The organism is Agrobacterium sp. fls2-241-TYG-188a (assembly GCF_030209845.1).
The window spans coordinates 1,540,885-1,565,675 of sequence record NZ_JARVRD010000001.1 but is presented as its reverse complement, the minus strand read 5'-3'; the positions used below and the strand labels follow the sequence as shown (position 1 = coordinate 1,565,675).

Genomic DNA, 24,791 nt, shown 5'->3' with positions numbered 1-24,791 from the left:
TCAAGCTTTCGAAATTGCAAGGACAGAATTTGCCTCAGGAACCTCTCGTTCACCCCGTACCCGTTGTAGGCGTCGGCTCGTCTGCCGGTGGCCTTGAAGCTTTGCGCGAAATGCTAAGCCCCGCGAAAGTTCCAACCGGTCTAGCCTTCGTCGTGGTGCAGCATCTGGATCCACATCACGAGAGTATGCTGGCGGAACTTCTTGATCGTCACACTCAGCTGAACGTGCGCCAGTGCGAAGGTGGTGAGGAGATTGAAGCCGACACGGTGTTCATCATTCCGCCTGGCAAGGGGCTGAGCATTGAACAGGGAAGGCTCGTGCTAAGCGATTTTGCGCAGCCACGTGGCTTGCGACGCCCCATCGACGACTTTTTTGTCTCGCTCGCCAATGACCAGCAGGCCAATGCGGCCTGCGTCATTCTCTCCGGAACAGGAGCCGATGGTTCGACCGGTCTGCGTGCGATCAAGGAATATGGCGGTCTTTGCGTCGTACAGGATCCCGCCACCGCAAAATATGATGGCATGCCAGTCTCAGCAACCGGCACCGGCCTTGTCGATTTCGTGGAGCCGCCACAAAAGATACTCGCCTGCATCGGCGGGTTCTTCTTTCGCAGGAGCCAAGATGTCGATAAGCGGGAGGCATCAAAGGTCATCGATATCGTCGATGACCTTTGCGGGGCGCTGAGACGCACGATCGGTCACGACTTCACGGGCTATAAACAGACGACATTCGTGCGCCGTGTAGAGCGTCGGATGCATGTGCTGGGCATCAGCAAGGGCTACGAATATCTTGCCCGCGTTCAATCAGACCACAGCGAATGCGACGCGCTTTTCCGCGATCTCCTGATCAATGTTACGCGGTTTTTCCGCGACCGGCATTCGTTCGATGTTCTCTACGAATCCGCCATCAAAAAGCTGATGGAGGACGCGGAAGGAACCGAAGAGGGTGTACGTGTCTGGATTCCCGGCTGTTCCAGTGGTGAGGAAGCCTACACGATTGCCATTCTGTTTGCCGAGGCTGCGAGAGCGTTGAATATGCCATGCAACGTGCAGATTTTCGCCACTGACATTGACGAAAGCATGTTGAAGATTGCGCGCGATGGCTCCTACCCGATAGCGTCTCTGGCCGACATTCCGCAGGAGCTTCAGGAATATTACGTCATTCCCCACAAGGAGCGGTTCAACTTCATCGGCCAGATTCGCGATATGATCCGATTTTCGGGTCACAGCCTGATCAAGGATCCGCCTTTCTCCAAGGTTGACCTGGTATCCTGCCGCAACCTTCTGATCTATTTCGATGACACGCTTCAGAAAACCGTCATGCCACTGCTGCATTACGCAATCCGCCCGGGTGGCTTTCTGTTTCTGGGCTCATCGGAAAGCGTGGGGCGTTTCGACAGCGTGTTTTCGGTGATCGACCAGAAAGCGCGCCTTTTCGAGCGACTGCCGGGCTCGCCAAGTTATCCGATTCCGCTGCCGGGTGAGCGGCATGAACGCCACAAGGCCATTTCTCGGGCCGAAACACCAAAGATTTCTGACACCATCGAACAGATGGCCACGACCCGCCTTATGGAGCGCTACGCTCCTGCCAGTGTGGTGCTGGACAGCGACGGCCAGATCGTCGCTGCCTTCGGACGCTTGAGTCGCTACTTTGAGTTCCCCGTGTCCGGCACCAACGAAACCAGCGCCGCCACACTCGCCCGCCCGGGTGTAAAGGAACAACTCGGTGCCTTGGTGCGACAGGCGAATACTTTGAGGCGCAGGGTGGTGGCGCGCAATATCGACGTCGTGACCGATTTTGGCATGCTGAAGACGGAAATTGTCTGCGATCCGTTGGAAGAAAACGCATTTCTTCTGGTGTTTCAGGAGACCTCCACATTCACCCCGCTTGAGCCAAGTGAACTGATTGAGCTGGAGCCGGGCAACGGCCATGTGGAGGCGTTGGAGCGGGAACTGCGCTCTGCGAAATACAGGCTGCGGTCAGCCACCGAGGAACTGGAAACAGCCAATGAGGAGCTGAAAAGCTCCAATGAAGAAATGATGTCGATGAATGAGGAGCTTCAATCGACCAATGAGGAACTGACGACGGTCAACGACGAACTGAAGTCCAAAGTCGACGAGGTCACTGTCGCAAACACGGATCTGCGGAATTTCTTCGATTCGACCAGTCTTGCGGTTATCGTGCTGGACAGGGGCATGAGATTGCGCTCCTACACGCGGGCGGCAACGGCGATGTTTCCCCTGCAACCGACAGACCGCGGGCGTCCACTTTCCGATGTCGCGAGCCGCTTTCCTTCCTTCGACTTTACGGCCCGCGTCCAAAGCGTGATGGAAGACGGTTCGGAATATAACGAGACGGTGCTCGACAGGGAGCAGGAGCGAACGTTTTCGTTGCGTATCTTGCCCTATCGGACCGCCGAGGGGACCATTGACGGCGCAACGATCGTAATGACCGACATATCCCATGCCATCAATGTCGAAAGCCAGCTGGCTGCCGAGCAGGAGCGGCATGAGCTTGCAATCGAGGCTGCTGGCATCGGTGTATGGGAATATCTGCCTGACCGCGGCGAGTTCGTGCTGGGCGGTGCCGCGATGGAGCTCCTGCAGACACGCGACGGCACGCCTGCCTTGCAAGCCGTGCTTCAGAATTTCAACGATGTCGACCGTCAGCAGCTGCGCGATGCGCTTGATGCGGCAGTGGACGGCCATACCGGCTTCGAGCTGACATCCCGCATCACGGCGCATAACGGTCGCCCAAGGTGGCTGAAGACCTTTGCTCGGCACGTGGCAGAGAGCGATCCTGTTCGGATCATCGGCGTCAGCGTCGATGTGACGGCAGAGCATGAGCTGTCGGAAGCACGCGAATTGATGCTCAACGAAATGAACCACCGCGTAAAGAACCTCTTTGCGATGATCGGCGGCATCTTGCGCATGGCAGCGCGCAAGCACGACACGGTTCAGGGTCTGGTAAAAGATGTCGAAGGGCGGATCCTGGCGCTCGGAAGCGCCCATTCGCTTGCATCCAACCAAAAGCGGACATCTGCGGTACCGGTGCATGAGCTGATCGACACCATCTTGACGCCTTACAACCGGCACGCCTCGATTAAGGTCGAAGGGCGAGACTTCCTCATCGCCGTCAACTTCATTACACCGCTGACTCTCATTCTTCACGAATGGTCTACGAACGCCCTCAAACATGGTGTTCTCGGCAAATCCGAAGGTCAGCTTCGGATCAACTGGCGTGAAACGGAAACAGAAATTCATTTGGTTTGGAACGAAATCGGTTCTGAGCCCGTTGAGGAGCCGGGAGCGGCCGGTTTTGGTACGGTTCTCATGAAAAGTGCTGCCCGGCAACTGGGCGGCGCAGTGACAACCGAAGTGGACGGGGCGAGCCTTACGCATACCCTGACAATGCAGATCAAGGTACGACATGACGCATAAGACTGTTTTGTTGGTGGAAGACGAAGTTTTCGTCGCGATGGACATTCAGATGACGCTTGAAGACGAGGGTTGGACCGTCGCGGGACCGTTTCCAAGCACTGAAGAAGCTCTGGATTATCTCGCCGATAACACGCCCAGCTGTGCCATTCTTGACGTGCGCCTGACTGATGGCGACGTCTTCCCTGTCGCTGATCGCCTGCGGGAAGCCAATGTTCCCTTCGTCTTTCATTCCGGTCACGCCGATGGAAAGGCATTAGAACGCGAATATCCCGAATCCGCTTTTTGTCAGAAGCCTTGCCTGCCGAGCAGTCTGATACAACAGATCGAGAGACTGCTGGACGCCCCGGCACCTCGACGGACCGCGAGCGCCTGAGGCGACTTCGAAAAAATTAACCGCTTTTCGCGGAACCTTTCCGAGCCAGCGACATTCTAACACCACGTGCTGCGTTCCAGACCCACCGAAGTGGGGCCGGGCGCGGCTTTTTGATTCCAGATCTTAAGGAACAGTGTCATGACACAGAAAACAGTTGTAGAGGTTTGCGTGTCTGACAGAGATGGAACAATGATACCATTTGGCATCACGAACACCGAGCAGGCGCAAGGCCTGCCCAGCGATTATGATTTCACGATTAGGGAATACGACGCTGAGGGCTACAGCTGCGAAGCGGACAGAAACCCCGAAGATTCCATCACTCCTTAAGCCGTTGGCGACCAATTTGTGATCGCGCTAGGAGGCCGCAAGGACCATTGGAGGCTCGTCGTTCTCGTCCGGGTTTGGAAGCGGCTCATCGTCAGGTAAACGGTCAGGCTCTGGTTCACCCACGGGTGGGACAGGTGGCTGAGGCGGGAGCGGTGGTACCGGGCCCGGCACCGGTTCTGTTGGAATAGCGGTCATAGCAAACCCTTCCTGTTATAGGCGGGCAATGGGCTTGAAGTCGCCGTTCGGTCCGCTTGCGCTTGCCGAGATCAGTCCGTTCTTGCCCCGTTGCCCGCCTCATTTCTCGAAAGGTAAACGCTCCGATGGGAAAGGAGTTCCTAAAAAGGCATTATGCGAAGCCAAGCGCGCTGCGCGCGACTTCCCGCTGGTCTCCATAGTCTCGCAGGTGCGCTTCATGACCGTACTCGCGCACAAAGCCTAAGTCGGACTTGTCGTCTTTCATCTGAAGGAAGGCATCGGCATAGGTGCCGGTCTCGTCTCCATCGACGATGGTGTGCGGTGCTGCTTTCAGAAAATCGAACATGGCTTCCTCCCTATTCGAGCATCATAACGCATAAGCTGCGGCCTGCGTTCCCTCCGAACGGAAGCAACAGCTTAAATGCATTATAGCAAACATATCACACAGATTTTTGACAATCCGTTACGGTATTGCGTCGAATATGATCACGGGGCCGGACCGGACGATTGCCGCAACACCAGGTCCACCGGCCAGAGTTCCTGACACTCCGCAACGGGGCGTCCGGCGATGATTTGCAGCAGCAGATCCGTCACCCGCTCTCCCGCCATGCGCTGAGAAGACCGGGTGGTCGAGAGCGAAGGCAACATGCTTTCCGGCGTAAGATACGGAAAGACGTCATCATGGGCGATAACGGACACATCCTTGCCGATGACGAGCCCGAGCTGGCTGGCCGCACGATAGACGCCCTGCGCCGTCATCATCGCGCCAGCCACAAAGGCGGTCGGGCGGGCAGCCTGCTCCAGCAACGACCGGGCAAACTGGAAAGCGGTTTCCTCGCTGAAAGCGGCTGACAGCACCAGACGCGGGTCGAACTCGACCTCAGCGCCGCCAAGGGCATCCCGGTAGCCGTTCTCACGGTCGATGACGAAGGTGCGGCCCTTGGGACCGTTGATGAAGGCAATCCTGCGGTGGCCGCGCTCCAGAAGATGCGTTGTCGCAAGACAGGTTACCGCGTGATTGTCGATATCGAGCCAGGCATGTTCGAACTTGGTGCGTGAGCGCCCGTGGACGATGAATGGCACGCCGAGCTTGTCCAAAAGCGCGATACGCTCGTCATCGGGGCGCGGCGAATGAATGATGATTCCATCCACACGACCGCTGGCGGCAAGGCGCGAAAAGATGCGCAATTCTTCGCCAAGATCATTATCGGTGGTGACGCTGACGACGATGTCCGTATCTTCGGACTCGAGCCGACTTGCCATGCCGCCCATGAATTCGGAAAAGAAATGGCCTCCGCCGCTGCGCCCCATGACGACGCCGATGGCCCCTGCCCGCCCGGTCACCAGACGAACGGCATTGGCGTTGGGCCGGTAACCGAACTTGCGAGCCGCCTCCATGACACGCTCGCGTGTTTCTGGGCGCACCTCGGGGTACCCGCCTAGCGCGCGACTGACGGTCGTCGCAGACAAGCCGACCTTTTCCGCGAATTCCTTGAGTTTCATGAGTCCCCGCCGGATTTTTCTTTTGAATGCGGCCATCAACAGAAAGTTTCAAGCGGCAAAGTTTTGAAAGCGGTTTCAATACACCACTTTCAACTCCAATAATATATTGGAATCACATGGAAACTTTGCGACATTTTACCCGTTAACAGGCTGAATAGCGCTTCAAGTGGGACCCATTGACACTGTGCTTCGAATTTGCCAGCTTTGCGAAGTCGAAAGCGTTTTCAATTTAGAGGATGATTGAAATCGGCATGGAGGAGTTTTGACGATGAATGTTTCAATGAAAGTTTTGTTCCTGTGCGGCAGCGTGCTGTCCACGGGCTTCGCAGCGCAGGCTGCCGAAATCTCGATGGCCCTGAATTCGACGGGCAAGAACGTGAACTTCATTCGCGAGCGGCTGGCGGAGTTTGAAAAGCAGAGCGGCCACAAGGTGAAGATGGTGACAATGCCGCCTTCGTCTAGCGAACAGTTTAGCCAGTATCGCCTGTGGCTGGCCGCCGGAAATACGGATATCGATGTCTACCAGACCGACGTGGTGTGGGCACCCCAGCTGGCGGAACAGTTTGTCGACCTGACGGACGCCGCAAAGGATGTGGTCGCCAAGCATTTCCCATCCGTGATCGCCTCGCAGACCGTTGATGGCAAGCTGGTGGCCATGCCGATGTACACCGACGCGCCGGCTCTGTTCTACCGCAAGGACCTCTTGGAAAAACACGGCAAGCAGCCACCCAAGACCTGGGCTGAGCTGTCGCAGACAGCCAAGGAAATCCAGGACAAGGAGCGCGAAGCCGGACAGAAGGATATGTGGGGCTTCGTGTTTCAGGGCAGCGCCTATGAGGGCCTGACCTGCAACGCGCTGGAATGGATTGCCTCTGCCGGCGGCGGACATATCGTTGAAGCCAATGGCGATATCAGCATCAACAACGAGAAGGCCGCAGCCGCCCTTGAAACCGCCAAGGGCTGGATTGGCACCATTTCCCCGCCGGGCGCCCTTGCCTACAAGGAAGAGGAAGCACGCGGCGTCTGGCAGACCGGCAATTCCGTCTTCATGCGCAACTGGACCTATGTCTATGCGCTTGGCAACGGTGACGACAGCGCCATCAAGGGCAAATTCGGTGTCGTGCCTTTGCCCGGCGGTACCGAAGGCGAGGCAGGCGCCTCTACGCTGGGTGGCTGGAATGCGGCAGTTTCCAAATATTCCAAGAACCAGGAGGCAGCCATCGCGCTGGTGAAATTCCTGTCTTCCGAGGAAACGCAAAAGAAGAGAGCCGTCGAGCTTTCCAACATGCCGACCATCGCATCGCTTTACGATGACAAGGATGTGGCCGCCGCGCAGCCATTCATGCCGTTGTGGAAGCCTATCTTCGAGACCGCGGTTCCGCGTCCTTCGGCTGCGACAAAGGTGAAGTACAACGAGGTTTCCGCCAAGTTCTGGGGTGCTGTTCACAACACCCTGTCGGGCACCGGCACGGCCGCCGAAAACCTCGAACTGCTTGAAGTCGAGCTCACCGATCTCAAGGGCAACAGCTGGTAATCAGCCTTAACAGTCAGGCGGCCCTAACCTGCCGCCTGACCACTGCTAAACCGGTGGGACCTTTCCATGACCAAAAACGCTTCTCCGCCGCCTGCGGCTGCAGCAATGACGGGCTCCGATCTTCAATCGGAACGTCTGCGCGCCGCCTGGCTTTTTCTTGCACCGACATTTCTCACGCTGGCATTGGTTGCCGGATGGCCGCTGGTCAGAACCGTCTGGTTCAGCCTGACCGACGCATCGCTGACCAGCCTTTCCGACGCCCAGTTTGTCGGGCTGAAGAATTATCTTTCCTGGATCACGCTGAGCAGCGGCCGCACCATCTATCGCGGCCTGCTTGCCGACCCCGCTTGGTGGGGCGCGGTGTGGAACACGCTGAAGTTCACGCTGGTTTCCGTTTCCGTCGAAACCGTGCTGGGCCTGATTGTCGCGCTCGTTCTGAATGCCGAATTCAAGGGGCGGGGCATTGTGCGCGCTGCCATTCTCATTCCATGGGCCATTCCAACCATCGTATCCGCGCGCATGTGGGCCTGGATGATGAACGACCAATTCGGCATTCTCAATGACATGATGCTGAGCCTTGGGCTCATCTCGCAAAAGATTGCCTGGACCGCCAATCCCGAAACGGCGATGACAGCGGTGCTGATCGTCGACGTGTGGAAGACGACGCCCTTCATGGCGCTGCTCATTCTCGCCGGGCTGCAGATGGTGCCGAAGGACATGTATGAGGCCGCCAAGGTTGACGGCATTCATCCGATCAAGGTTTTCTGGCGTGTCACGCTGCCGATGATCCGGCCTGCGCTGATGGTCGCGGTCATCTTCCGGATGCTGGATGCCATGCGGGTTTTCGACCTCATCTACATTCTGACGCCCAACAATGCGCAGACGAGAACGATGTCTGTCCTTGCCCGCGAGAACCTGTTCGATTTCGACAAGTTTGCCTATGGCGCGGCCGCGTCGACCATGCTGTTCCTCATCATCGCATCCATCACCATCATCTATATGTGGCTTGGCCGGGTGAACACCGATGGAGATGCACGATGACCGCTTCATCCCTTATCAAGTCGGCTGCATTCTATGCGCTGGTCGCCATCATCGTCATCGTGGCGGTGTTTCCCTTCTACTACGCAATCCTGACAAGCTTCAAAACCGGCACGGCGCTGTTTGAAGTGAACTATGTGCCGACCAGCATTTCACTGGCCAATTATACAAATGTTTTGGGCAATGACAGCTTCCTGCGCAATCTTGGAAATTCGCTGATGGTTGCCTCCTGCGTGGTGGCCCTGTCACTGTTTCTTGCGGTTACCGCAGCCTATGCACTGGCGCGGGTGCGGTTTAAAGGACGTTCGCTGCTCCTGCTGACGATTCTTTCCGTCTCGATGTTTCCGCAGATTGCGGTGCTTGCAGGACTGTTCGAGTTGATTCGCTGGGCCGGTGTCTTCAACACGCCACTTGCGCTGATCTTCTCCTACATGATCTTTACCCTGCCCTTCACGGTGTGGGTTCTGACCACATTCATGCGAGATCTGCCTGTCGAAATCGAGGAAGCGGCCATTGTTGACGGCGCGTCACCCTGGGTCATCATCACGCAGGTCTTCATGCCCTTGATGTGGCCGGCACTTGTGACAACCGGTCTGCTGGCCTTCATCGCGGCGTGGAACGAGTTCCTGTTTGCACTGACATTCACCTCGTCCAACGAGCAGCGCACGGTGCCGGTGGCTATTGCCCTGCTGTCGGGCAGTTCCCAGTTCGAAATTCCCTGGGGAACCATCATGGCGGCCTCCGTCATCGTGACCGTTCCTCTCGTCATCCTTGTTCTGATCTTCCAGCGACGCATCATTTCCGGCCTGACCGCCGGTGGCGTCAAAGGTTAGGAGACCCATTCATGACCAGCATACAATTGCGCAATGTTCGCAAATCCTTCGGTGCCTTCGATGTGATTAAGGGTGTCGACATGGACATCCGCTCCGGCGAGTTCATGGTGTTCGTCGGCCCGTCCGGCTGCGGCAAGTCCACACTGCTTCGGCTGATCTGCGGCCTGGAAGAAATCACCAGCGGAGAACTGGCCTTTGACGATACGGTGGTGAACCGTCTGGCGCCCGCCGCCCGTGGTGTCGCCATGGTGTTCCAGTCCTATGCGCTTTATCCGCACATGACCGTGTTCGAAAACATGGCCTTCGGTTTGAAGCTTGCGGGCTCCACCAAAGACGAGCGCCGCAAGCGCGTGGAAGTGGCAGCGGAAATGCTGCAACTGACGCCCTATCTCGAGCGACTGCCCAAGCAGCTTTCCGGTGGCCAGCGCCAGCGCGTGGCCATTGGCCGGGCGATTGTGCGCGATCCCAAGGTTTTTCTGTTCGATGAGCCGCTATCGAACCTTGATGCGGCGCTGCGCGTTGCAACCCGTCTCGAAATAGCCAAATTGAACCGCAGTATGCCCGACACGACAATGATCTATGTTACCCATGATCAGGTGGAGGCCATGACGCTTGCAGACCGAATTTGCGTATTGCGTGATGGCCGTGTGGAGCAGGTGGGCACGCCGCTTGAACTCTACGAGACACCGGTCAATACATTCGTGGCAGGCTTCATTGGATCTCCCAAGATGAATTTTCTGACGGGCAAATTGGCGCAAGCCTATGGTGCGCATACGGTTGGTATCCGGCCTGAACATATTACTGCAACGGCCGCCGACAGTGGCGGTTGGGAAGGCGATATCGTCCATTCGGAAATGCTGGGTTCCGACAGCTACATCTACGTTGACATGGGAACGGAAGAGCCGGTGGTGGTGCGCGAAGACGGCGTTTCTGCCCGCAAGACCGGTGACAGGCTGACCCTTCTTCCCCTGCCCGAACACATCCATCGCTTTGACGCCGAGGGCAAGGCCCTGCCCAAAGCACAAACACGCGCCGCCTGAGGCGCTCGACACACATCTTCACCGGCTGTTCTCCCACATGCCGGAATTTCAAGGAGCATGACATGACCATCAATACCGTCGTCTGGGGCGAGAACATCCACGAACATATCAACGAGACCGTTCGCTCGATCTATCCCAACGGAATGCACAACACGATTGCCGACGCGCTGAACACTTCGCCCGACATCAATGCGACCACTGCCACGCTGCAGGAGCCGGAGCACGGCCTTTCGCAGGAGCGGCTGGACAAGACAGATGTTCTGGTGTGGTGGGGCCACAAGGACCACGGCGCCGTCAACGACGAGATCGTCGAGCGCGTGGCCAAGCGCGTCTGGGAAGGCATGGGCCTGATCGTTCTGCATTCGGGCCATTTCTGCAAGCCGTTCAAGCGACTGATGGGAACACCCTGCGCGCTGAAATGGCGTGAGGCGGGCGAACGCGAGCGCATCTGGACCATCAACCCGCGCCACCCGATTGCGGCTGGCCTGCCGGAACATTTCGAACTCGAGAATGAGGAAATGTATGGCGAGCAGTTTTCCGTGCCTGAGCCGCTGGAAACCGTCTTCATTTCCTGGTTCCAGGGTGGCGAAGTCTTCCGCTCCGGCCTGACATGGCGGCGCGGCGCGGGCAACATCTTCTATTTCCGCCCAGGGCACGAGACCTATCCGACCTATCACGATGCCAATGTCCAGAAGGTCATCAGCAACTCTGTGAAGTGGGCCTACAACCCCGCTGGCGCGCTGACCTCCATTCACGAGGCCCCGAACGTGCCGGTTGAGCAGGCACCGGAAAAGATTGAGGAGCGTGGTCCCAAGCTGCACTCCGCAGGCGAAGCAGGCTACAGGTAATCAATCATGAAACTTCTTATTCTTGGAACAGGTGGCATGGCCAATACCCATGCCATGCACTTCTCGCAGATTTCTGGCGTCGAAGTGGTCGCAGCTGTCGATGTGGATGACGTCATCGTGCGGGCCTTTGCCGTGCGCCACAATATTCCAACGACCTTCACATCGCTGGACGATGCCATTGCCTGGGGCGAATTCGATGCCGTTGCCAATGTCACGCCGGATGCCATTCACCACCCGACCAGCCTGAAGCTTCTGGCGGCGGGCAAGCATGTGTTTTGCGAAAAGCCGTTGGCCGAAACCTATGCCAAGGCCGCGGAAATGGCCGATGCTGCGGAAAAATCCGGCCTCGTCGCCATGGTCAACCTGACCTACCGCAATGTGGCACCGCTGCAGGCCGCGCGGCAGATGGTTCTGGATGGCAAGATCGGCAAGATGCGCCATCTGGAAGCCTCCTATCTGCAAAGCTGGCTGGTTTCCAAAGCCTGGGGGGACTGGATGACCGAGAGCAAGTGGCTCTGGCGCCTGTCCACCAAGCACGGCTCCAACGGCGTGCTGGGCGATGTGGGCATCCACATTCTCGACTTCGCATCCTACGGCGCAGCCAGCGATGTCGACCGCATCTTCACACGCCTTAAGACCTTCGACAAATACGAGGGCAACAAGATCGACGTCTACGATCTCGACGCCAATGACAGCTTCACCATGACCGCCGAGCTTGAAAACGGCGCCATGGGCGTGATCCATGCCAGTCGCTGGGCAACGGGGCACCTCAATGAGTTGCGCCTTCGCTTGCACGGCGACAAAGGTGCGGTCGAGGTGATCCACACGCCCGACTATTCCACCCTGCGCGGCTGCCTCGGCGAGGATGTGGAAAAAGCGATCTGGCGGGATATCGAGGTGGAGCCGGTGGAAACCAACTACCAGAAATTCGCAAAGGCCGTGATGGAAGGTGGCAAGGCAGACCCGGATTTCCGCCACGCTGCGAACCTGCAGAAGGTGCTGGATCTCTCCATCGTCACCGACCGCGAAAGACGCGAAATTTCGGTCACGGCGTGACCGGTTTCTCTCAGCAGAAAACCAAAAGAGGCGGCCTTAGGGTCGCCTTTTTCTTTGCCCGCGCCGGTGAAATGAGTGCATTGCAGCATCGCAATTCCGCTTGCCATGAAATCATATTATGACTTTAATGTTAGATACTACCAATTTACGTTACGACCTTCAGATCGTTGATGCGGGCATGTCGCTGCGGTCAGATACGCAAAGCAAAGGGTAAAGCAGTGAAAATCGCCATTGTAGGGTGCGGATCGCGTCACAAGATGTTCCGAGATTCCGTGACTGAAGATTATGCGGACAGGCACGAAATCGTCGCCTTGTGTGACAGCAATGCTCATCGGCTGGGAGAGGCTGCAAAGGCGATTTCCAGGCCCGGCACCAACGGCGTTCCCACCTACCTTGCCGAGAATTTCGACCAGCTGATTGCCGAGCAGAAGCCTGATACGATCGTGGTCGCAACGCCGGATTTCCTGCATTCGGATTATATCGTGCGTGCATTTGAAGCGGGATGCGATGTTATCTGCGAAAAGCCCCTGACGATCGATCTTGCCAGATTGAAGCAGATTGTCGATGCGCAGGCCCGCACGGGACGCAAGGTCATGGTGACCTTCAACTACCGTTATTCGCCTGCCCGCACGCAGATCAAGGACATGCTGGCATCCGGCGTGATTGGCACCGTGACCGCCGTAGACTTCCGCTGGCACCTCGACCGCGTCCATGGCGCGGATTACTTCCGGCGCTGGCACAGGCAGAAGGAAAATTCAGGCGGCCTTCTCGTCCATAAATCCACGCACCATTTCGATCTGCTCAACTGGTGGCTGGCATCGGCGCCAACACAGGTTTTTGCTTCTGGCCAACGCGCCTTCTACCGTCCTGAAACCGCCGTTGCTTTGGGGTTGCAGGACCATGGGCCCCGTTGCGCAGACTGTCCCGTGGCGCAGCGATGCGCCTTCCGGCTGGATCTTTCCGCAGACGAGCAATTGCGCTCTCTTTACCTCGATGCCGAGGACGAGGATGGCTATTTTCGCGATCGTTGCGTGTTCGATGCCGATATCGGCATAGAGGACACGATGCAGGCCCATATCCGCTACGCCTCCGGCGTAACCGCCAACTATACGTTGACCGCTTACTCTCCATGGGAAGGCCTGGAAATCCGTTTTCAAGGCACGAAGGGGGAAATTACGCACAAGCATGTCGAAGTGCATGGCGTCTTTGGTGGCGTTCGCGCTCATGCCGATGAGGAAGCGGTGACGACGGAGTTGCACCTGGCGGGCGAGAAGCCGGTGATGATCGACGTGGCTCAGGGCAAGGGCACCCATGGCGGCGCTGATCCTGTCATGCTTGGCTACATATTTGCGCCCGATACCATGGAGCCGGACCGCCACAGCCGCGCATCGGACCATATATCCGGCGCATGGTCCATTCTGACGGGCATAGCGGCAAACGCATCCATCGAAACGGGATCTGCCGTTGATATCCAGACAATGCTGAGATCACGTGGCATCCGGATTTAGTGCTGACTGAATGGAGATAAATGTCCCAGAAAGTGGAAAAGCCTGCCGCGGGAGGAGGTGCGGCAGGCTTTAAACTTGATCGACAACTGGGAGGAGGAGTGTTGTCGATCCACATCTCGCGACGCTGGGAGGAGGAGTGCGTCGCTTCGATGATTTAAATATAGCGACGCTGCCGGAATTTAACAGAGCCAGTCTCGCAATGCAGCAATGCATTTATTGCATAGGTGGCTAAACTGTGCCCGGTTTTTCATCACATTCCTGTTGGGGGTGCGTGATCAGCTGTCCCTGTGCACCTGAAACCCGGCAAAGGACTGGTTAACCGGCATTATCTCAATGCTGTTGATGTTGATATGCTTGGGCTGGGTCGCGACCCAGTGGATCGTGTTGGCGATATCATCCGGCATAATGGGATTGACGCCCTTGTAGAGCGTATCCGACGCATCCTGATTGCCGCCCGTCCGCACCACGGTAAACTCGGTTTCGCACATGCCGGGTTCGATTGACGTAACCCTCACACCCTTGCCATGCAGGTCAGAGCGCAGCCCCAGAGAAAACTGGCGCAGAAAGGCTTTTGTGGCGGCATAGACATTGCCACCGGCATAGGGCCAGTGGGCGGCGACGGAGGACAGGTTTATGACGACGCCACGCCGCTCTATGAGACCTGGAAGGAGGTGATGCGTGATGTTCAACAGACCGGTGATGTTTGTGTTGACCATGGTGTGCCAGTCCTTGAGCGGAACCTGGGGTGCTGGCGCTGTGCCAAGTGCCAGCCCAGCATTGTTCACCAATATGTCTACGTCTCGAAATTCCGCTGGCAAGGCCGCAAATTGCGATGCCATCGCCGCTTCGTCGGTAATATCGAAAACCATGCTGTGGAAGTTCTTGCCGAGTTCGTCTGCCAATGCCGCAAGACGATCTGCGCGGCGGCCCGTGCCAATGACTTTCCAGCCGTCCCTCGCGAAGAGACGGGCGGTCGCCAGACCGAATCCCGAGGTCGCCCCGGTGATGAGAATTGTTCCGCTCATATGAATATCTCCCGCTATCAAGCTGTCTTTTTAAGAAGTGTCTCGGCTGCCCGTCGAAGGCATTCCCTGAAGGCCGTCAGGTCGGTGTAAATTGCATCTGCCGGCGCGTCGCCCACGACGACGGCACCGCCTCGCCGAACGATGCCGCCATGGAGCATGAGATTGTCCGCCATATCGAAATTCTCAATGGAAAGTCCATCGGGGCCCCGGTACCGTCCTGTTTCGTCCTGCGTCGCCACCCCACCATAATGGCCCAGGATGCGCGTAAAGTGATTGGCGGCGATATTGGTATAGGCAAAAACCGGCTTGCCGAGGGCACACATGAAGCCCAACTCGTAGCTTGTGCCAGTATCGGCGGCAATACCGCGAAAGGGTGTGAGGTTGGCGATGACAGCATCCGCTTCGAGCATCATTTGCTCGTCGATGGCATTGATATTGCACCCATGGCCAATTTTCGTATCCGCGGGTGGTATTTCCAAGTCGCCCGGAGAAAGGGGCGTAAAGCCTGCCTGACGGGCAAGGTCTGCCTTTGCGTCCAGCATTTCACGTGCATTCGGCAGAAAGACTTCCGGGCCGGCGAGATAAATTTTGACTGACATGGGGATGAAGCACTTTTAAGAACCAGAGACTAGGAAGGCACCCTACCGCGCGCCTTCATGGCCGCGCAAGGCCGCATCCGCCATGAAAAGCGCGATGAAGCGGTATCGCAATCAAGCGCTTTCGGTTATAGCCCCAACACCAATCCAGCCGTGGAGAGAAGAATGGCAGCGACGATCCGTTATCATGAAGGCGATATTTCAAAGGCCGATGCTGACCGCTACACCGGCGCAATCGCCATCGACACGGAAACGCTTGGCCTGATACCGCGTCGAGATCGCCTTTGTGTCGTGCAGCTTTCCTCCGGCGATGGCAGCGCAGACGTCATTCGCATCGCCGCCGGACAGACGTCAGCCCCGAATCTGGTTGCCATGCTGGAAGATCCCGCGCGTCAGAAAATCTTCCACTATGGGCGTTTCGATATCGCTGTGCTGTTCCACACCTTCGGTGTCACATCCTCCCCGGTCTTCTGCACCAAGATCGCATCGAGGCTTTGCCGCACCTATACGGATCGGCACGGGCTGAAGGACAATCTGAAGGAACTGCTTGAAGTCGACATCTCCAAGGCGCAGCAATCCTCCGACTGGGCGGCTGAAAAGCTTTCCCAGGCCCAGCTGGAGTATGCGGCTTCCGACGTTCTTTACCTCCACGCCCTGCGTGACAAGCTGACTGCCCGCCTGCTGCGCGATGGCCGCTATGAGCACGCCGAAGCCTGCTTTGCATTCCTTCCCACCAGAGCCAAGCTTGATCTGCTTGGCTGGGAAGACACCGATATTTTCGCCCACAGCTGATCGTCGGCACCCCTGATACGTAAAATGACATTGACTTCGCGCCACCTTGGTTAGCGGATCGTTAATCTTTTGCGGTCACTCTCTCCTTAGATGATTCGACATTTCCGTTTCGCTATTGGTTTGCAAGACCCGCGACCTTGAGCGATCCACGCACCGCATGAGCGGTCGCCCATAGGACCTGTGATGTCGCAGAGATTCCCATCCGGGAAAGGTGCGAATGTAGCTGATACGCGTCGGCGCAGGACGTTCCGGCCTATCAACAACAAGGAATTGCTGCCATGCTGCCGCCTGTCAGCGCCGTTTCGGCGGTTGATATCTCTTTTCAGCCAGCCAGCACCCGTGCGGAAAACGTAATACCGGCGGCTGCGGCAATCGCTCCGCTCCAGATTGAGCAGGAAGATGCAACAGCGGGGGCCAGCGCAATGGCGCGCGCGGTTTCAGGAGAACTGCGTCTGGCACAGAATGCCGGTGTCCTTGCCGAAACACTCGGAAAACTGCTGAACATTGCCCGCATGGATGGCGAGGCGGCCGAAGCCTATATCGATCGCCTTGTGATCACGATGCAGTCCCTGCCTGCCGACGAACGTGCCGCGCTGGAAAAGCAATTGGGTACCATCCTGCGCGGCGTCACCCTTTCCATGCTCACTGATGCCCTCAGAAACTCGGCAGGGCCAGATGCGGCGCGGCTTGCCGTCATGTTTGAACTTGCCCGTTCCAGCGGCGGCGCGCGCGGCGCCAAGCCGCCGATCTCTTCCTATTTGCAGGATCTGATACCCGCCAACCTGACAGCGCTGCCGCTGCCGGTTCGGGGTGTTTCCATCGCACCAGCCCTGCCCACCAGCCCAATCTCGGAAGCAGCGAAAACCGCCTTGCTGCTGGGTAGCGGAGACGAGCAGATGCCTCGCCCGCTGTCTCAATCACAAGGGATTGGCACCCCCTCGCAAAGCGCAAGCCTGACGCCACCCGCGGCGTCTTCGGGTAACCCGCCCATCCGCATAAGTAACGCGACAGCACTGCCAGCGCAGGCCTCTGTACCCACACCGGCTGCCGGGTCCGCGAGCATAACATCTGTCGCGCCCGGGGCCACGCTTGCAATAGCAGGAGGAAGTGACGGCGAATTCCCACCTGCATCGGCAATGCGTCCTATACCGCCTCAGGCTCAGAACCTTTCGGTGGATGTACATGCCGTCAGGACCACGCTGCCCGAAGAGACGGCAACCATCGGAAGGGCACCGACAGCACCACTCCAATCCGCTGATGGTAAGGCCCCTTCCGCTTTGCCCCACCCATTCGCTGCTGCTTCAGCCAAGGACATGGAAGGCCTGCTTCTGGCTGCGCTTCTTCGATCACCCCCAGCCCAGGCGCAGGTTTTGGATGAGGCAATCGGACTGCCGCCGCAGGCCCTCCCGCCTCAGGATGAGCAGCTCGCAAAGCAGCACGCTATGGCATCGCCAAACATGCCGGCCTCAACGAAGGACAGTGCGCAGGAAGACGCGGTCTCGGGCACACTGCCGCGCCACGAGGCAGCCGTCGCGCATAGATCAGGACCGGCGACAGAGCTGGATGCCGCCCTTTTTACCCAACCCGGCCCGCATTCCGCAGCAGCAGCGATGATGGCCAAGGAAGGAATTCCGCTTCCCTTCGTTCATTATCCCGCTGGAGAAGACGAGCATGAGGGCGATGCGCCGCCGCGCGGGCGGTGGCCATCCTCCGAAGGCGGATATGAGGAGGACAGTGGCGAAAGCCAACCAGATGGCGGCTCCGAACAGGAGGAGCGTGCGGCCGCCAATGACGAGATTATCGACCGTTCCCTTTCCGACGGCGCGAATGATGATGCATCGGCGGGCAGTGCCGAATCCTATTATCTGCGGATGAGCGACGCGTCCTGAGACGTGAGCAGATCGAACAGCTGGCGCCTGCATGGGGCGACAAAAACTAAAAAACCCGCCGGATTGCTCCGGCGGGTTTCTCATTTCAAAGGCAGGGACGATTACTCGCCGCGGTTCTTCAGAGCCGCGCCAAGGATGTCGCCGAGCGAAGCGCCGCTGTCGGACGAACCGAACTGAGCAACAGCTTCCTTCTCTTCTGCGATTTCCAGAGCCTTGATCGAAAGCATGACCTTGCGATCCTTCTTGGAGAAGTTGACGACGCGTGCGTCGAGAACCTGACCAACCGAGAAACGCTCAGGACGCTGATCGTCACGATCACGTGCCAGGTCGTTGCGGCGGATGAAGGATGTGAGGTCTTCGTGTGCAACGAGCTTCACTTCGATGCCACCTTCGTTCACGCCGATGACTTCAGCGGAAACAACGGCGTTCTTGCGAAGTTCGCCAGATGTTGCGGCTTCGCCGACAGCATCCTTGCCGAGCTGCTTGATACCGAGCGAGATGCGTTCCTTCTCGACGTCTACATCCAGAACGACGGCCTTGACGGTATCGCCCTTGTTGTATTCCTCGATGACCTGCTCGCCTGGACGGTTCCAGTCGAGATCGGACAGGTGAACCATGCCGTCAACGTCGCCTTCGAGGCCGATGAACAGGCCGAATTCGGTCTTGTTCTTGACTTCGCCTTCAACTTCAGTGCCGGCCGGATGGCTGTAGGCAAATGCCTGCCATGGGTTTTCGAGGGTCTGCTTGAGACCGAGCGAAATACGGCGCTTGGAAGGATCGACTTCGAGAACGACAACGTCGACTTCCTGGCTTGTGGACAGGATCTTGCCGGGATGTACGTTCTTCTTGGTCCAGGACATTTCGGAAATGTGGATCAAGCCTTCGATGCCTGGCTCCAGCTCGACGAATGCACCGTAGTCGGTGATGTTCGTGACGGTACCAGAGATCTTCTTGCCAACCGGGTACTTGGCAGAGATGCCATCCCATGGATCCGACTCGAGCTGCTTCATGCCGAGCGAGATACGGTGGGTTTCCTGGTTGATACGGATGATCTGAACCTTGACCGACTGGCCAATGTTAAGGATTTCCGAAGGATGGTTGACGCGGCGCCATGCCATGTCGGTGACGTGCAGCAGGCCGTCGATGCCGCCGAGGTCAACGAACGCACCGTAATCGGTGATGTTCTTGACGACGCCGTCAACAACCTGGCCTTCTTCGAGGTTCTGAACGATTTCAGAACGCTGCTCGGCGCGGGACTCTTCAAGAACCGTACGACGCGATACAACGATGTTGCCGCGACGCTTGTCCATCTTGAGGATTTCGAAAGGCTGCGGGTTGTGCATCAGAGGCGTTACGTCGCGGATCGGACGAATGTCGACCTGCGAACGCGGAAGGAAGGCAACAGCGCCATCCAGATCGACGGTGAAGCCACCCTTGACCTGGTTGAAGATAACGCCTTCGACGCGCTCGCCAGCTTCGAACTTGGCTTCGAGCTTGACCCAGCTCTCTTCGCGGCGAGCCTTCTCGCGCGACAGAACGGCTTCGCCCAGAGCGTTTTCAATGCGCTCAACATAAACTTCGACTTCGTCGCCGACCTTGAGAGTGCCGTCCTTGGACTTCGCACCGAATTCCTTCAGCGGAACGCGGCCTTCGACCTTGAGGCCGACGTCAACGATTGCAACATCCTTTTCGATCGCCGTAACGATACCTTTGGCAACATAGCCTTCAGCAAGGTCGTTGGAAGAAAAGGACTCTTCGAGCAGGGCTGCGAAATCGTCGCGCGTGGGTGTAGCTACTGACATTAAATCTCCTGAGAGTGCTCCGCAAGGAACACAAAGCGCCGGGGGTTCGCGTTGATCACTCCCGAAATCCATGCCCGCCTCTTGAACATTGTGAGGCTTTCCGGCGCAGGACATGCTTTCGGGACATTCCGGTCTAAACGGGGTCCGAACTTTCGGGATCCCCGCAAATCTCATTTCTTCAGAGCAGCATCGATGATCGACTTGGCTGCCTGAAACGCCGCCTCTATACCCATTTCCGACGTATCAAGCAAGTGCGCGTCTTCAGCTGGTTTCAACGGACTGTCGGCGCGACCCATATCGCGCTCATCACGCGTCTTCACATCCGCGAAAACGGCGTCGAAATCCGCGGCATTGCCAGAGGCAACAATCTCGTCATATCGGCGTCGCGCACGGACCTCCGGCGAAGCCGTGACATAGAGCTTTACCTGCGCATCCGGGCAGACGACCGTACCGATATCCCTGCCATCCAGCACCGTGCCCGGCTCCTTGCCCGCAAAGCCACGTTGCGCCTCAACCAACGCGCGCCTTACAGCCGGCATGACCGCCACTTTGGAGGCGGCCTCCCCCACCTCATGCCTTGCCAGCACAGCGCGGTCCAGCCCCGCCAGATCCAGCGTCAGCGCCGTCCGCTCGGCCACGGTCTCGTCATTCAGCGGCAAGCCAGCATCCAGCAATGCCTTGGCTGTGGCGCGATACGTCAAACCCGTGTCCAGATGGTGAAAGCCGTAGACCTCGGCGATCCTTCGCGACAGCGTGCCTTTGCCTGCGGCAGCTGGACCATCGATAGCAATGGTGAAAGTCATTATAATATATCCTGCTCTGGCGTAACGAAGGATGATGCTGGTGCTTCTTATAAGTGCCGATACCGATCATCAAGAGAGGCGTGAACCTGGGGCGCTCAGACCGCTCTTGAAGTTTATCTTTGACAGGAAAGGCATCAGCGATTAATGGGACCGGCTAGAATTTACCGTCTACTGCCGGAAACACGGCGTAAACACCGAACTCATCTCACAATTTGAGGCTTAGACAGTGGCAAAAGCGGACCTTGGAACCAAGCGCACAGACCCGGATACCGGCAAGAAATTCTACGACCTGAACCGCGATCCCATCGTATCTCCTTATACGGGCAAGTCCTGGCCGCTTTCCTTCTTCGAGGAAACGACTGCCGCTGCCAAGATGGAGCAGGCTGAAGAGGAAGATGTTGCCGAAGTCGATACCGAAAACACGGAAGTCGAACTGGTGCCTCTGGAAGACGCCGATGGCGATGCCAGCGCTGATGAAATTCCAGATATCGACGGCGACGACGATGTCGAACTCGACGATGACGACGATACATTCCTGGAAGCCGACGAAGACGAAGATGACGACGATGTTTCCGACATCATCGGCGTGAACGGCGACGACGACGAGTCCTGATTTCCACACAATTTTTCGCCCGGCGTCAAAAAAATGTCGTCGGGCGAATTTTTCGGCTTGCCAATGCACCACAGCGCAAGTATCAAGCCGCCACCGAACGCAATCAAACGCTTCGGTTCCCGGAACCGGATAAATGCCGGAACCCTTATGGGGCTATAGCTCAGCTGGGAGAGCGCTTGCATGGCATGCAAGAGGTCAGCGGTTCGATCCCGCTTAGCTCCACCAAATCCTTCAAATTCGTTTCTCCACGCTATTTCAAATCATCATCCGGCGCATTGCTCATACTTGACCGAATACGTTGCTGTTGCGTCGTTCATGCGCGTTTGATCGAAGAAACAGTCCGCGTCCTGTTTGCCGTGCGATAATATCGAGGAACATTCGGTCCTCTGGCGTGTTCCCCATTCAACCTGACTGAAAAGACCATCACAACCGAACGACGCTTGTCCTCAATATTTTGGGGCTGGTGGAGTTTGACCGTTGGCCTGATCCGTCTTCTGGAACTCAGCAAGAAGGAACGCCCACATGAAAGCTCTGACATGGCACGGAAGCGGCGATATTCGTTGTGAAGTGGTGGATGACCCGATCATCCAGGACGACCGGGACGCGATCATCAAGGTCACCAGTTGCGCAATCTGTGGATCGGATCTTCACCTTTATGGCGGGTTCGTGCCCGGCATGCATTCAGGTGATGTCATGGGCCACGAGACCATGGGCGAAGTGGTGGAAGTCGGCCGCGGAAATTCCAAGCTTAAGGTTGGAGACCGGGTCGTCGTCCCATTCACCATTTCCTGCGGCGATTGCCGCATGTGCAAGAGCGGCCTGTTTTCGCTTTGCGAACGTTCAAACCCATCCGGCGCAATGCAGGCCAAGCAAATCGGTTATCCCACAGCCGGACTGTTTGGCTACTCCGAAATGTACGGCCGATTCCCTGGTGGCCAGGCTGAATATCTTCGTATTCCCTACGCGGATGTCGGGCCCATCAAGGTGCCTGAAGGTCTCAGCGACGAACAAGTGCTGTTTCTAAGTGACATTTTTCCGACAGGTTATATGGCCGCGGAAAATTGCGATATCAAACCCGGGCAGACCATTGCCGTATTTGGCTGCGGACCCGTAGGCCTTTTCGCAATCAAGTCTGCTTTCCTCTTGGGTGCAGAACGCGTCATCGCTATCGACACAATTCCGGAACGTCTGGCACTTGCCCAGCAGTCTGGCGCTGAAACGCTGGATTATGATGACGAAGACTTGCAGCAGCGCATTCTCGACATGACCAACGGCCAGGGGCCCGACGCCGTAATCGAGGCTGTCGGCATGGAAAGCCATGGGACCGGAGGCGTCATGGAAACGCTTCAGAGCAAGATAACATCGACAGAGCGGCCCTACGCCCTCAGCCAGGCCATTCTTGCATGCCGCCCCGGTGGCACAGTTTCACTCCCCGGCGTTTTCATCGGCTCTGCCGTACCAACGCCGCTCGGTGCCTTTGTGGGCAAGGGCCTGACCATGAAAACCGGGCAGACGCATGTCCAGCGCTACCTTGAGCCACTGATGCAGTTGATTGTGGATGGCAAGATTGATCCATCGTTCCTGATCACGCACCGCATTGGCCTCGAAGAAGGGCCAGATGCCTACAAGACTTTCCGCGACAAGACCGATGGTTGCGTAAAGGTCGTCATTCGCCCGCACGGTTGACACCCGAGCGAGCAACAAAAGCGTCAGTATTTTTGCAATTACAGGGTTCGTTACATGCTTGATAATCTGGCTCTTAAGGATGGACAGGGAAACAGCCGGGCCGAAGAAGCCTGGGGACCTGTCTTTGTTGCAGGCGGAACAAGATTTCGCCTGTGGGCTCCCGCTCAGCAACAGGTAAAACTCCGCCTTTCCGGCGATCATGCGATGACCCGTTCCGACGATGGCTGGTTTGATGTCTTCATCGACCACCAGCCATTCGGCGAAACTTACGGGTTCGTGCTGGACGACGGGCGCGTGGTGGCAGATCCAGCCTCGCGCCAGCAATTGGGCGATGTTTTCGGCCCGTCGGTGCTGACCGACCCCCGTGCTTACAACTGGGAAAACCAGGACTGGCGCGGGCGACCCTGGCACGAAACGCTGGTCCAGGAGATCCACATAGGTACCTTTACGGAAGCGGGAACCTTTGCGGCGGCAGCGGAAAAGCTCGAACACATTGCACAGATCGGAATAACTGCGGTCGAAATCATGCCGCTCGCGCATTTCCCTGGATCAAGGGGATGGGGCTACGATGGCGTGCTGCAATATGCGCCCCATAGCGCCTATGGCTCTCCCGATGACCTGAAGGCCTTCGTTGACAAGGCGCATCGGCTCGGCCTGATGGTTTTCCTCGACGTCGTTTATAATCACTTTGGCCCCGAGGGGAACTTCCTCGGCGTCTACGCGCCTGAGTTCTTCCGCGAGGGGCAAGACAACGACTGGGGTGCGCAAATCGATTTCAGTCGACAGCCCGTAAGACGCTATTTTATCGACAATGCGATCCATTGGCTGAGAGAGTATCACCTGGATGGTCTACGGCTGGATGCGGTAGACGCGATCAAGGATGACACCAAGCCTCATATTCTCGAGGAAATTTCCTCAACGGTGCGGCGGTCTTTCACCGACCGTCAGGTGCATCTGATGATCGAAAACCCGCCGAATGGCACTGACCTTCTCACGGAGGGGCTTTTTATTGCGGACTGGAATGACGGATTCCACCATGTCATCCGTCGCATAGCCACCGGCGAAACGTCCGGTATCTTTGAAAAATTTGCCGACCACCCATTCGACAAGCTGCGCAAGATCATGTCCGACGGATATCTGGAGCCTGGCGAGCCGATTGTCGGCACGGAGCTTCCTCCGAGCGAATGCCTGCCCCCTACCGCCTTCATTCACTTCCTGCAAAATCACGATCAGGTTGGGAACCGGGCCATGGGCGACCGGCTGCATATGACAGCAGACGATGATTTTTACCGGGCACTGACGGCGATGCTGATCTTGTCCCCGCAGGTGCCGCTGCTGTTTATGGGGGACACCTATAAGGACGAAAGGCCGTTCCATTTCTTTTCCGACTACACGGGGGAACTGGCGAAATCCATCCGCGATAATCGGCCGCCACAGGCCGAGAATTTCGGCGGCTATCCTGAAGGAAAATCAGAGAAGGATATTCCCGACCCCAATGCTAAGGCCACGTTCGAAGGATCAAAGCTAGATTGGGCGAAGGCGGATACCGCTGATGGCAAGGAATGGTCCGCCCTGCTGCGGCGGTTGATCGAAATTCGTCGTGAGACAATCATGCCCTGGCTTCCAGAAGCTGGAGCATATTCCGGCCGCGTGGTGGAGGCGCCAGACGACTGCGTGTTTGTCGACTGGAAAATAGGAAGAGCCATCCTGCAGTTGCGCCTCAATCTTTCCAATCAGCCCGTTTCCGTCCATGATGTCGGAGAACTTATATGGCCGGAACAGACTGCTGCGGCTTCTTCAGATGTCATTCCCCGAAGCGTTTCGTTTTTCTTCAAACATCCCTGATGTGCTGATTTCCGGCCTGCATAGGGCCGGAAATCGACCTCTTCC

Annotated in this window: 21 protein-coding genes and 1 tRNA gene; 16 read left to right on the top strand and 6 right to left on the bottom strand. The window is 57.3% G+C overall.

Annotated features, from left to right (window positions below; all coding sequences use genetic code 11):
- The first annotated feature begins 29 nt into the window (after nucleotides 1-29).
- From QRN85_RS06710 to QRN85_RS06700, 3 genes are all read left to right on the top strand, one after another.
- Nucleotides 30-3,440 carry a chemotaxis protein CheB gene (locus tag QRN85_RS06710; protein ID WP_284756698.1) on the top strand — a complete coding sequence of 1,137 codons (3,411 nt, stop codon included), beginning with the start codon at nucleotides 30-32 and terminating at the stop codon, nucleotides 3,438-3,440.
- Nucleotides 3,430-3,813 (top strand): response regulator, encoded by a 384-nt coding sequence (locus QRN85_RS06705; RefSeq protein WP_112963165.1) that lies wholly within the window; start codon nucleotides 3,430-3,432, stop codon nucleotides 3,811-3,813. Before QRN85_RS06710 ends, QRN85_RS06705 begins: the two co-directional genes overlap by 11 nt.
- A gap of 138 nt (nucleotides 3,814-3,951) precedes the next feature.
- Nucleotides 3,952-4,140: a hypothetical protein gene (locus QRN85_RS06700; protein WP_284756699.1), complete on the top strand. Its 189-nt coding sequence runs from the start codon at nucleotides 3,952-3,954 to the stop codon at nucleotides 4,138-4,140.
- 346 nt (nucleotides 4,141-4,486) lie between these two features.
- Here QRN85_RS06700 and QRN85_RS06695 read toward each other — a convergent pair whose 3' ends face one another.
- Nucleotides 4,487-4,681, bottom strand: a complete 195-nt coding sequence (locus QRN85_RS06695; protein ID WP_113221275.1) for a hypothetical protein — start codon at nucleotides 4,679-4,681, stop codon at nucleotides 4,487-4,489.
- Between the two features lie 140 nt (nucleotides 4,682-4,821).
- Nucleotides 4,822-5,838, bottom strand: a complete 1,017-nt coding sequence (locus QRN85_RS06690; RefSeq protein WP_062588979.1) for a substrate-binding domain-containing protein — start codon at nucleotides 5,836-5,838, stop codon at nucleotides 4,822-4,824.
- A 268-nt stretch (nucleotides 5,839-6,106) separates the two neighbouring features.
- Here QRN85_RS06690 and QRN85_RS06685 point away from each other — a divergent pair, with 268 nt between their 5' ends.
- The 7 genes from QRN85_RS06685 to QRN85_RS06655 all read left to right on the top strand — a co-directional run bounded on the left by QRN85_RS06685 (nucleotide 6,107) and on the right by QRN85_RS06655 (nucleotide 13,695).
- The gene (locus tag QRN85_RS06685; protein ID WP_113221276.1) at nucleotides 6,107-7,372 is read left to right on the top strand and encodes an ABC transporter substrate-binding protein; all 1,266 of its coding nucleotides are present in this window, start codon (nucleotides 6,107-6,109) and stop codon (nucleotides 7,370-7,372) included.
- Between the two features lie 66 nt (nucleotides 7,373-7,438).
- Nucleotides 7,439-8,413 (top strand): carbohydrate ABC transporter permease, encoded by a 975-nt coding sequence (locus tag QRN85_RS06680; protein ID WP_062588929.1) that lies wholly within the window; start codon nucleotides 7,439-7,441, stop codon nucleotides 8,411-8,413.
- Nucleotides 8,410-9,243 carry a carbohydrate ABC transporter permease gene (locus QRN85_RS06675; RefSeq protein WP_113221277.1) on the top strand — a complete coding sequence of 278 codons (834 nt, stop codon included), beginning with the start codon at nucleotides 8,410-8,412 and terminating at the stop codon, nucleotides 9,241-9,243. The genes QRN85_RS06680 and QRN85_RS06675 overlap by 4 nt, the downstream gene beginning before the upstream one ends.
- Nucleotides 9,244-9,254: 11 nt before the next feature.
- Nucleotides 9,255-10,283 carry an ABC transporter ATP-binding protein gene (locus QRN85_RS06670; protein ID WP_112963161.1) on the top strand — a complete coding sequence of 343 codons (1,029 nt, stop codon included), beginning with the start codon at nucleotides 9,255-9,257 and terminating at the stop codon, nucleotides 10,281-10,283.
- 62 nt (nucleotides 10,284-10,345) lie between these two features.
- The gene (locus QRN85_RS06665; RefSeq protein WP_112963160.1) at nucleotides 10,346-11,131 is read left to right on the top strand and encodes a ThuA domain-containing protein; all 786 of its coding nucleotides are present in this window, start codon (nucleotides 10,346-10,348) and stop codon (nucleotides 11,129-11,131) included.
- A 6-nt stretch (nucleotides 11,132-11,137) separates the two neighbouring features.
- Nucleotides 11,138-12,187: a Gfo/Idh/MocA family protein gene (locus QRN85_RS06660; RefSeq protein ID WP_113221278.1), complete on the top strand. Its 1,050-nt coding sequence runs from the start codon at nucleotides 11,138-11,140 to the stop codon at nucleotides 12,185-12,187.
- A 170-nt stretch (nucleotides 12,188-12,357) separates the two neighbouring features.
- Nucleotides 12,358-13,695: a Gfo/Idh/MocA family protein gene (locus tag QRN85_RS06655; RefSeq protein WP_284756703.1), complete on the top strand. Its 1,338-nt coding sequence runs from the start codon at nucleotides 12,358-12,360 to the stop codon at nucleotides 13,693-13,695.
- Between the two features lie 275 nt (nucleotides 13,696-13,970).
- On the opposite strand, the gene QRN85_RS06650 is transcribed toward QRN85_RS06655, so the two are convergent.
- Together QRN85_RS06650 and QRN85_RS06645 are read right to left on the bottom strand one after the other, a co-directional pair.
- Entirely contained in the window at nucleotides 13,971-14,720 is a 750-nt protein-coding gene (locus QRN85_RS06650; protein ID WP_113219706.1) for an SDR family oxidoreductase, read from the bottom strand.
- Between the two features lie 17 nt (nucleotides 14,721-14,737).
- On the bottom strand, nucleotides 14,738-15,319 hold the full coding sequence (locus QRN85_RS06645; RefSeq protein ID WP_062588942.1) for a nucleoside 2-deoxyribosyltransferase: 582 nt from the start codon (nucleotides 15,317-15,319) through the stop codon (nucleotides 14,738-14,740).
- A gap of 162 nt (nucleotides 15,320-15,481) precedes the next feature.
- Between QRN85_RS06645 and QRN85_RS06640 the strand changes: the two genes are divergently transcribed.
- Both QRN85_RS06640 and QRN85_RS06635 read left to right on the top strand, forming a co-directional pair.
- Nucleotides 15,482-16,108 (top strand): ribonuclease D, encoded by a 627-nt coding sequence (locus tag QRN85_RS06640; protein WP_113221300.1) that lies wholly within the window; start codon nucleotides 15,482-15,484, stop codon nucleotides 16,106-16,108.
- Nucleotides 16,109-16,386: 278 nt separating this feature from the next.
- On the top strand, nucleotides 16,387-17,997 hold the full coding sequence (locus QRN85_RS06635; protein ID WP_284756704.1) for a hypothetical protein: 1,611 nt from the start codon (nucleotides 16,387-16,389) through the stop codon (nucleotides 17,995-17,997).
- 101 nt (nucleotides 17,998-18,098) lie between these two features.
- On the opposite strand, the gene rpsA is transcribed toward QRN85_RS06635, so the two are convergent.
- Together rpsA and cmk are read right to left on the bottom strand one after the other, a co-directional pair.
- On the bottom strand, nucleotides 18,099-19,799 hold the full coding sequence (gene rpsA, locus QRN85_RS06630; RefSeq protein WP_062588945.1) for a 30S ribosomal protein S1: 1,701 nt from the start codon (nucleotides 19,797-19,799) through the stop codon (nucleotides 18,099-18,101).
- Nucleotides 19,800-19,969: 170 nt separating this feature from the next.
- Nucleotides 19,970-20,602, bottom strand: coding sequence for a (d)CMP kinase (gene cmk, locus QRN85_RS06625; protein ID WP_112963155.1), 633 nt, complete (start codon nucleotides 20,600-20,602; stop codon nucleotides 19,970-19,972).
- Between the two features lie 226 nt (nucleotides 20,603-20,828).
- Between cmk and QRN85_RS06620 the strand changes: the two genes are divergently transcribed.
- The 4 genes from QRN85_RS06620 (at nucleotide 20,829) to treZ (ending at nucleotide 24,746) form a co-directional block, all read left to right on the top strand.
- Nucleotides 20,829-21,215: a TIGR02300 family protein gene (locus QRN85_RS06620; RefSeq protein WP_062588948.1), complete on the top strand. Its 387-nt coding sequence runs from the start codon at nucleotides 20,829-20,831 to the stop codon at nucleotides 21,213-21,215.
- A 149-nt stretch (nucleotides 21,216-21,364) separates the two neighbouring features.
- Nucleotides 21,365-21,440: transfer RNA gene (locus QRN85_RS06615), tRNA-Ala, on the top strand.
- Between the two features lie 297 nt (nucleotides 21,441-21,737).
- Nucleotides 21,738-22,901 (top strand): zinc-dependent alcohol dehydrogenase, encoded by a 1,164-nt coding sequence (locus QRN85_RS06610; RefSeq protein WP_284756705.1) that lies wholly within the window; start codon nucleotides 21,738-21,740, stop codon nucleotides 22,899-22,901.
- A 54-nt stretch (nucleotides 22,902-22,955) separates the two neighbouring features.
- A complete protein-coding gene (gene treZ, locus QRN85_RS06605; RefSeq protein ID WP_284756707.1) occupies nucleotides 22,956-24,746 on the top strand; it encodes a malto-oligosyltrehalose trehalohydrolase in 1,791 nt (596 codons plus the stop codon).
- Nucleotides 24,747-24,791 lie beyond the last annotated feature (45 nt).

Coding starts and splice junctions, on each gene's coding strand:
- QRN85_RS06705 (WP_112963165.1), top strand. CDS start 3,430: ATGACGCATAAGACTGTTTTGTTGGTGGAAGACGAAGTTTTCGTCGCG.
- QRN85_RS06700 (WP_284756699.1), top strand. CDS start 3,952: ATGACACAGAAAACAGTTGTAGAGGTTTGCGTGTCTGACAGAGATGGA.
- QRN85_RS06695 (WP_113221275.1), bottom strand. CDS start 4,681: ATGTTCGATTTTCTGAAAGCAGCACCGCACACCATCGTCGATGGAGAC.
- QRN85_RS06690 (WP_062588979.1), bottom strand. CDS start 5,838: ATGAAACTCAAGGAATTCGCGGAAAAGGTCGGCTTGTCTGCGACGACC.
- QRN85_RS06685 (WP_113221276.1), top strand. CDS start 6,107: ATGAATGTTTCAATGAAAGTTTTGTTCCTGTGCGGCAGCGTGCTGTCC.
- QRN85_RS06680 (WP_062588929.1), top strand. CDS start 7,439: ATGACCAAAAACGCTTCTCCGCCGCCTGCGGCTGCAGCAATGACGGGC.
- QRN85_RS06675 (WP_113221277.1), top strand. CDS start 8,410: ATGACCGCTTCATCCCTTATCAAGTCGGCTGCATTCTATGCGCTGGTC.
- QRN85_RS06670 (WP_112963161.1), top strand. CDS start 9,255: ATGACCAGCATACAATTGCGCAATGTTCGCAAATCCTTCGGTGCCTTC.
- QRN85_RS06665 (WP_112963160.1), top strand. CDS start 10,346: ATGACCATCAATACCGTCGTCTGGGGCGAGAACATCCACGAACATATC.
- QRN85_RS06660 (WP_113221278.1), top strand. CDS start 11,138: ATGAAACTTCTTATTCTTGGAACAGGTGGCATGGCCAATACCCATGCC.
- QRN85_RS06655 (WP_284756703.1), top strand. CDS start 12,358: ATGCGGGCATGTCGCTGCGGTCAGATACGCAAAGCAAAGGGTAAAGCA.
- QRN85_RS06650 (WP_113219706.1), bottom strand. CDS start 14,720: ATGAGCGGAACAATTCTCATCACCGGGGCGACCTCGGGATTCGGTCTG.
- QRN85_RS06645 (WP_062588942.1), bottom strand. CDS start 15,319: ATGTCAGTCAAAATTTATCTCGCCGGCCCGGAAGTCTTTCTGCCGAAT.
- QRN85_RS06640 (WP_113221300.1), top strand. CDS start 15,482: ATGGCAGCGACGATCCGTTATCATGAAGGCGATATTTCAAAGGCCGAT.
- QRN85_RS06635 (WP_284756704.1), top strand. CDS start 16,387: ATGCTGCCGCCTGTCAGCGCCGTTTCGGCGGTTGATATCTCTTTTCAG.
- rpsA (WP_062588945.1), bottom strand. CDS start 19,799: ATGTCAGTAGCTACACCCACGCGCGACGATTTCGCAGCCCTGCTCGAA.
- cmk (WP_112963155.1), bottom strand. CDS start 20,602: ATGACTTTCACCATTGCTATCGATGGTCCAGCTGCCGCAGGCAAAGGC.
- QRN85_RS06610 (WP_284756705.1), top strand. CDS start 21,738: ATGAAAGCTCTGACATGGCACGGAAGCGGCGATATTCGTTGTGAAGTG.
- treZ (WP_284756707.1), top strand. CDS start 22,956: ATGCTTGATAATCTGGCTCTTAAGGATGGACAGGGAAACAGCCGGGCC.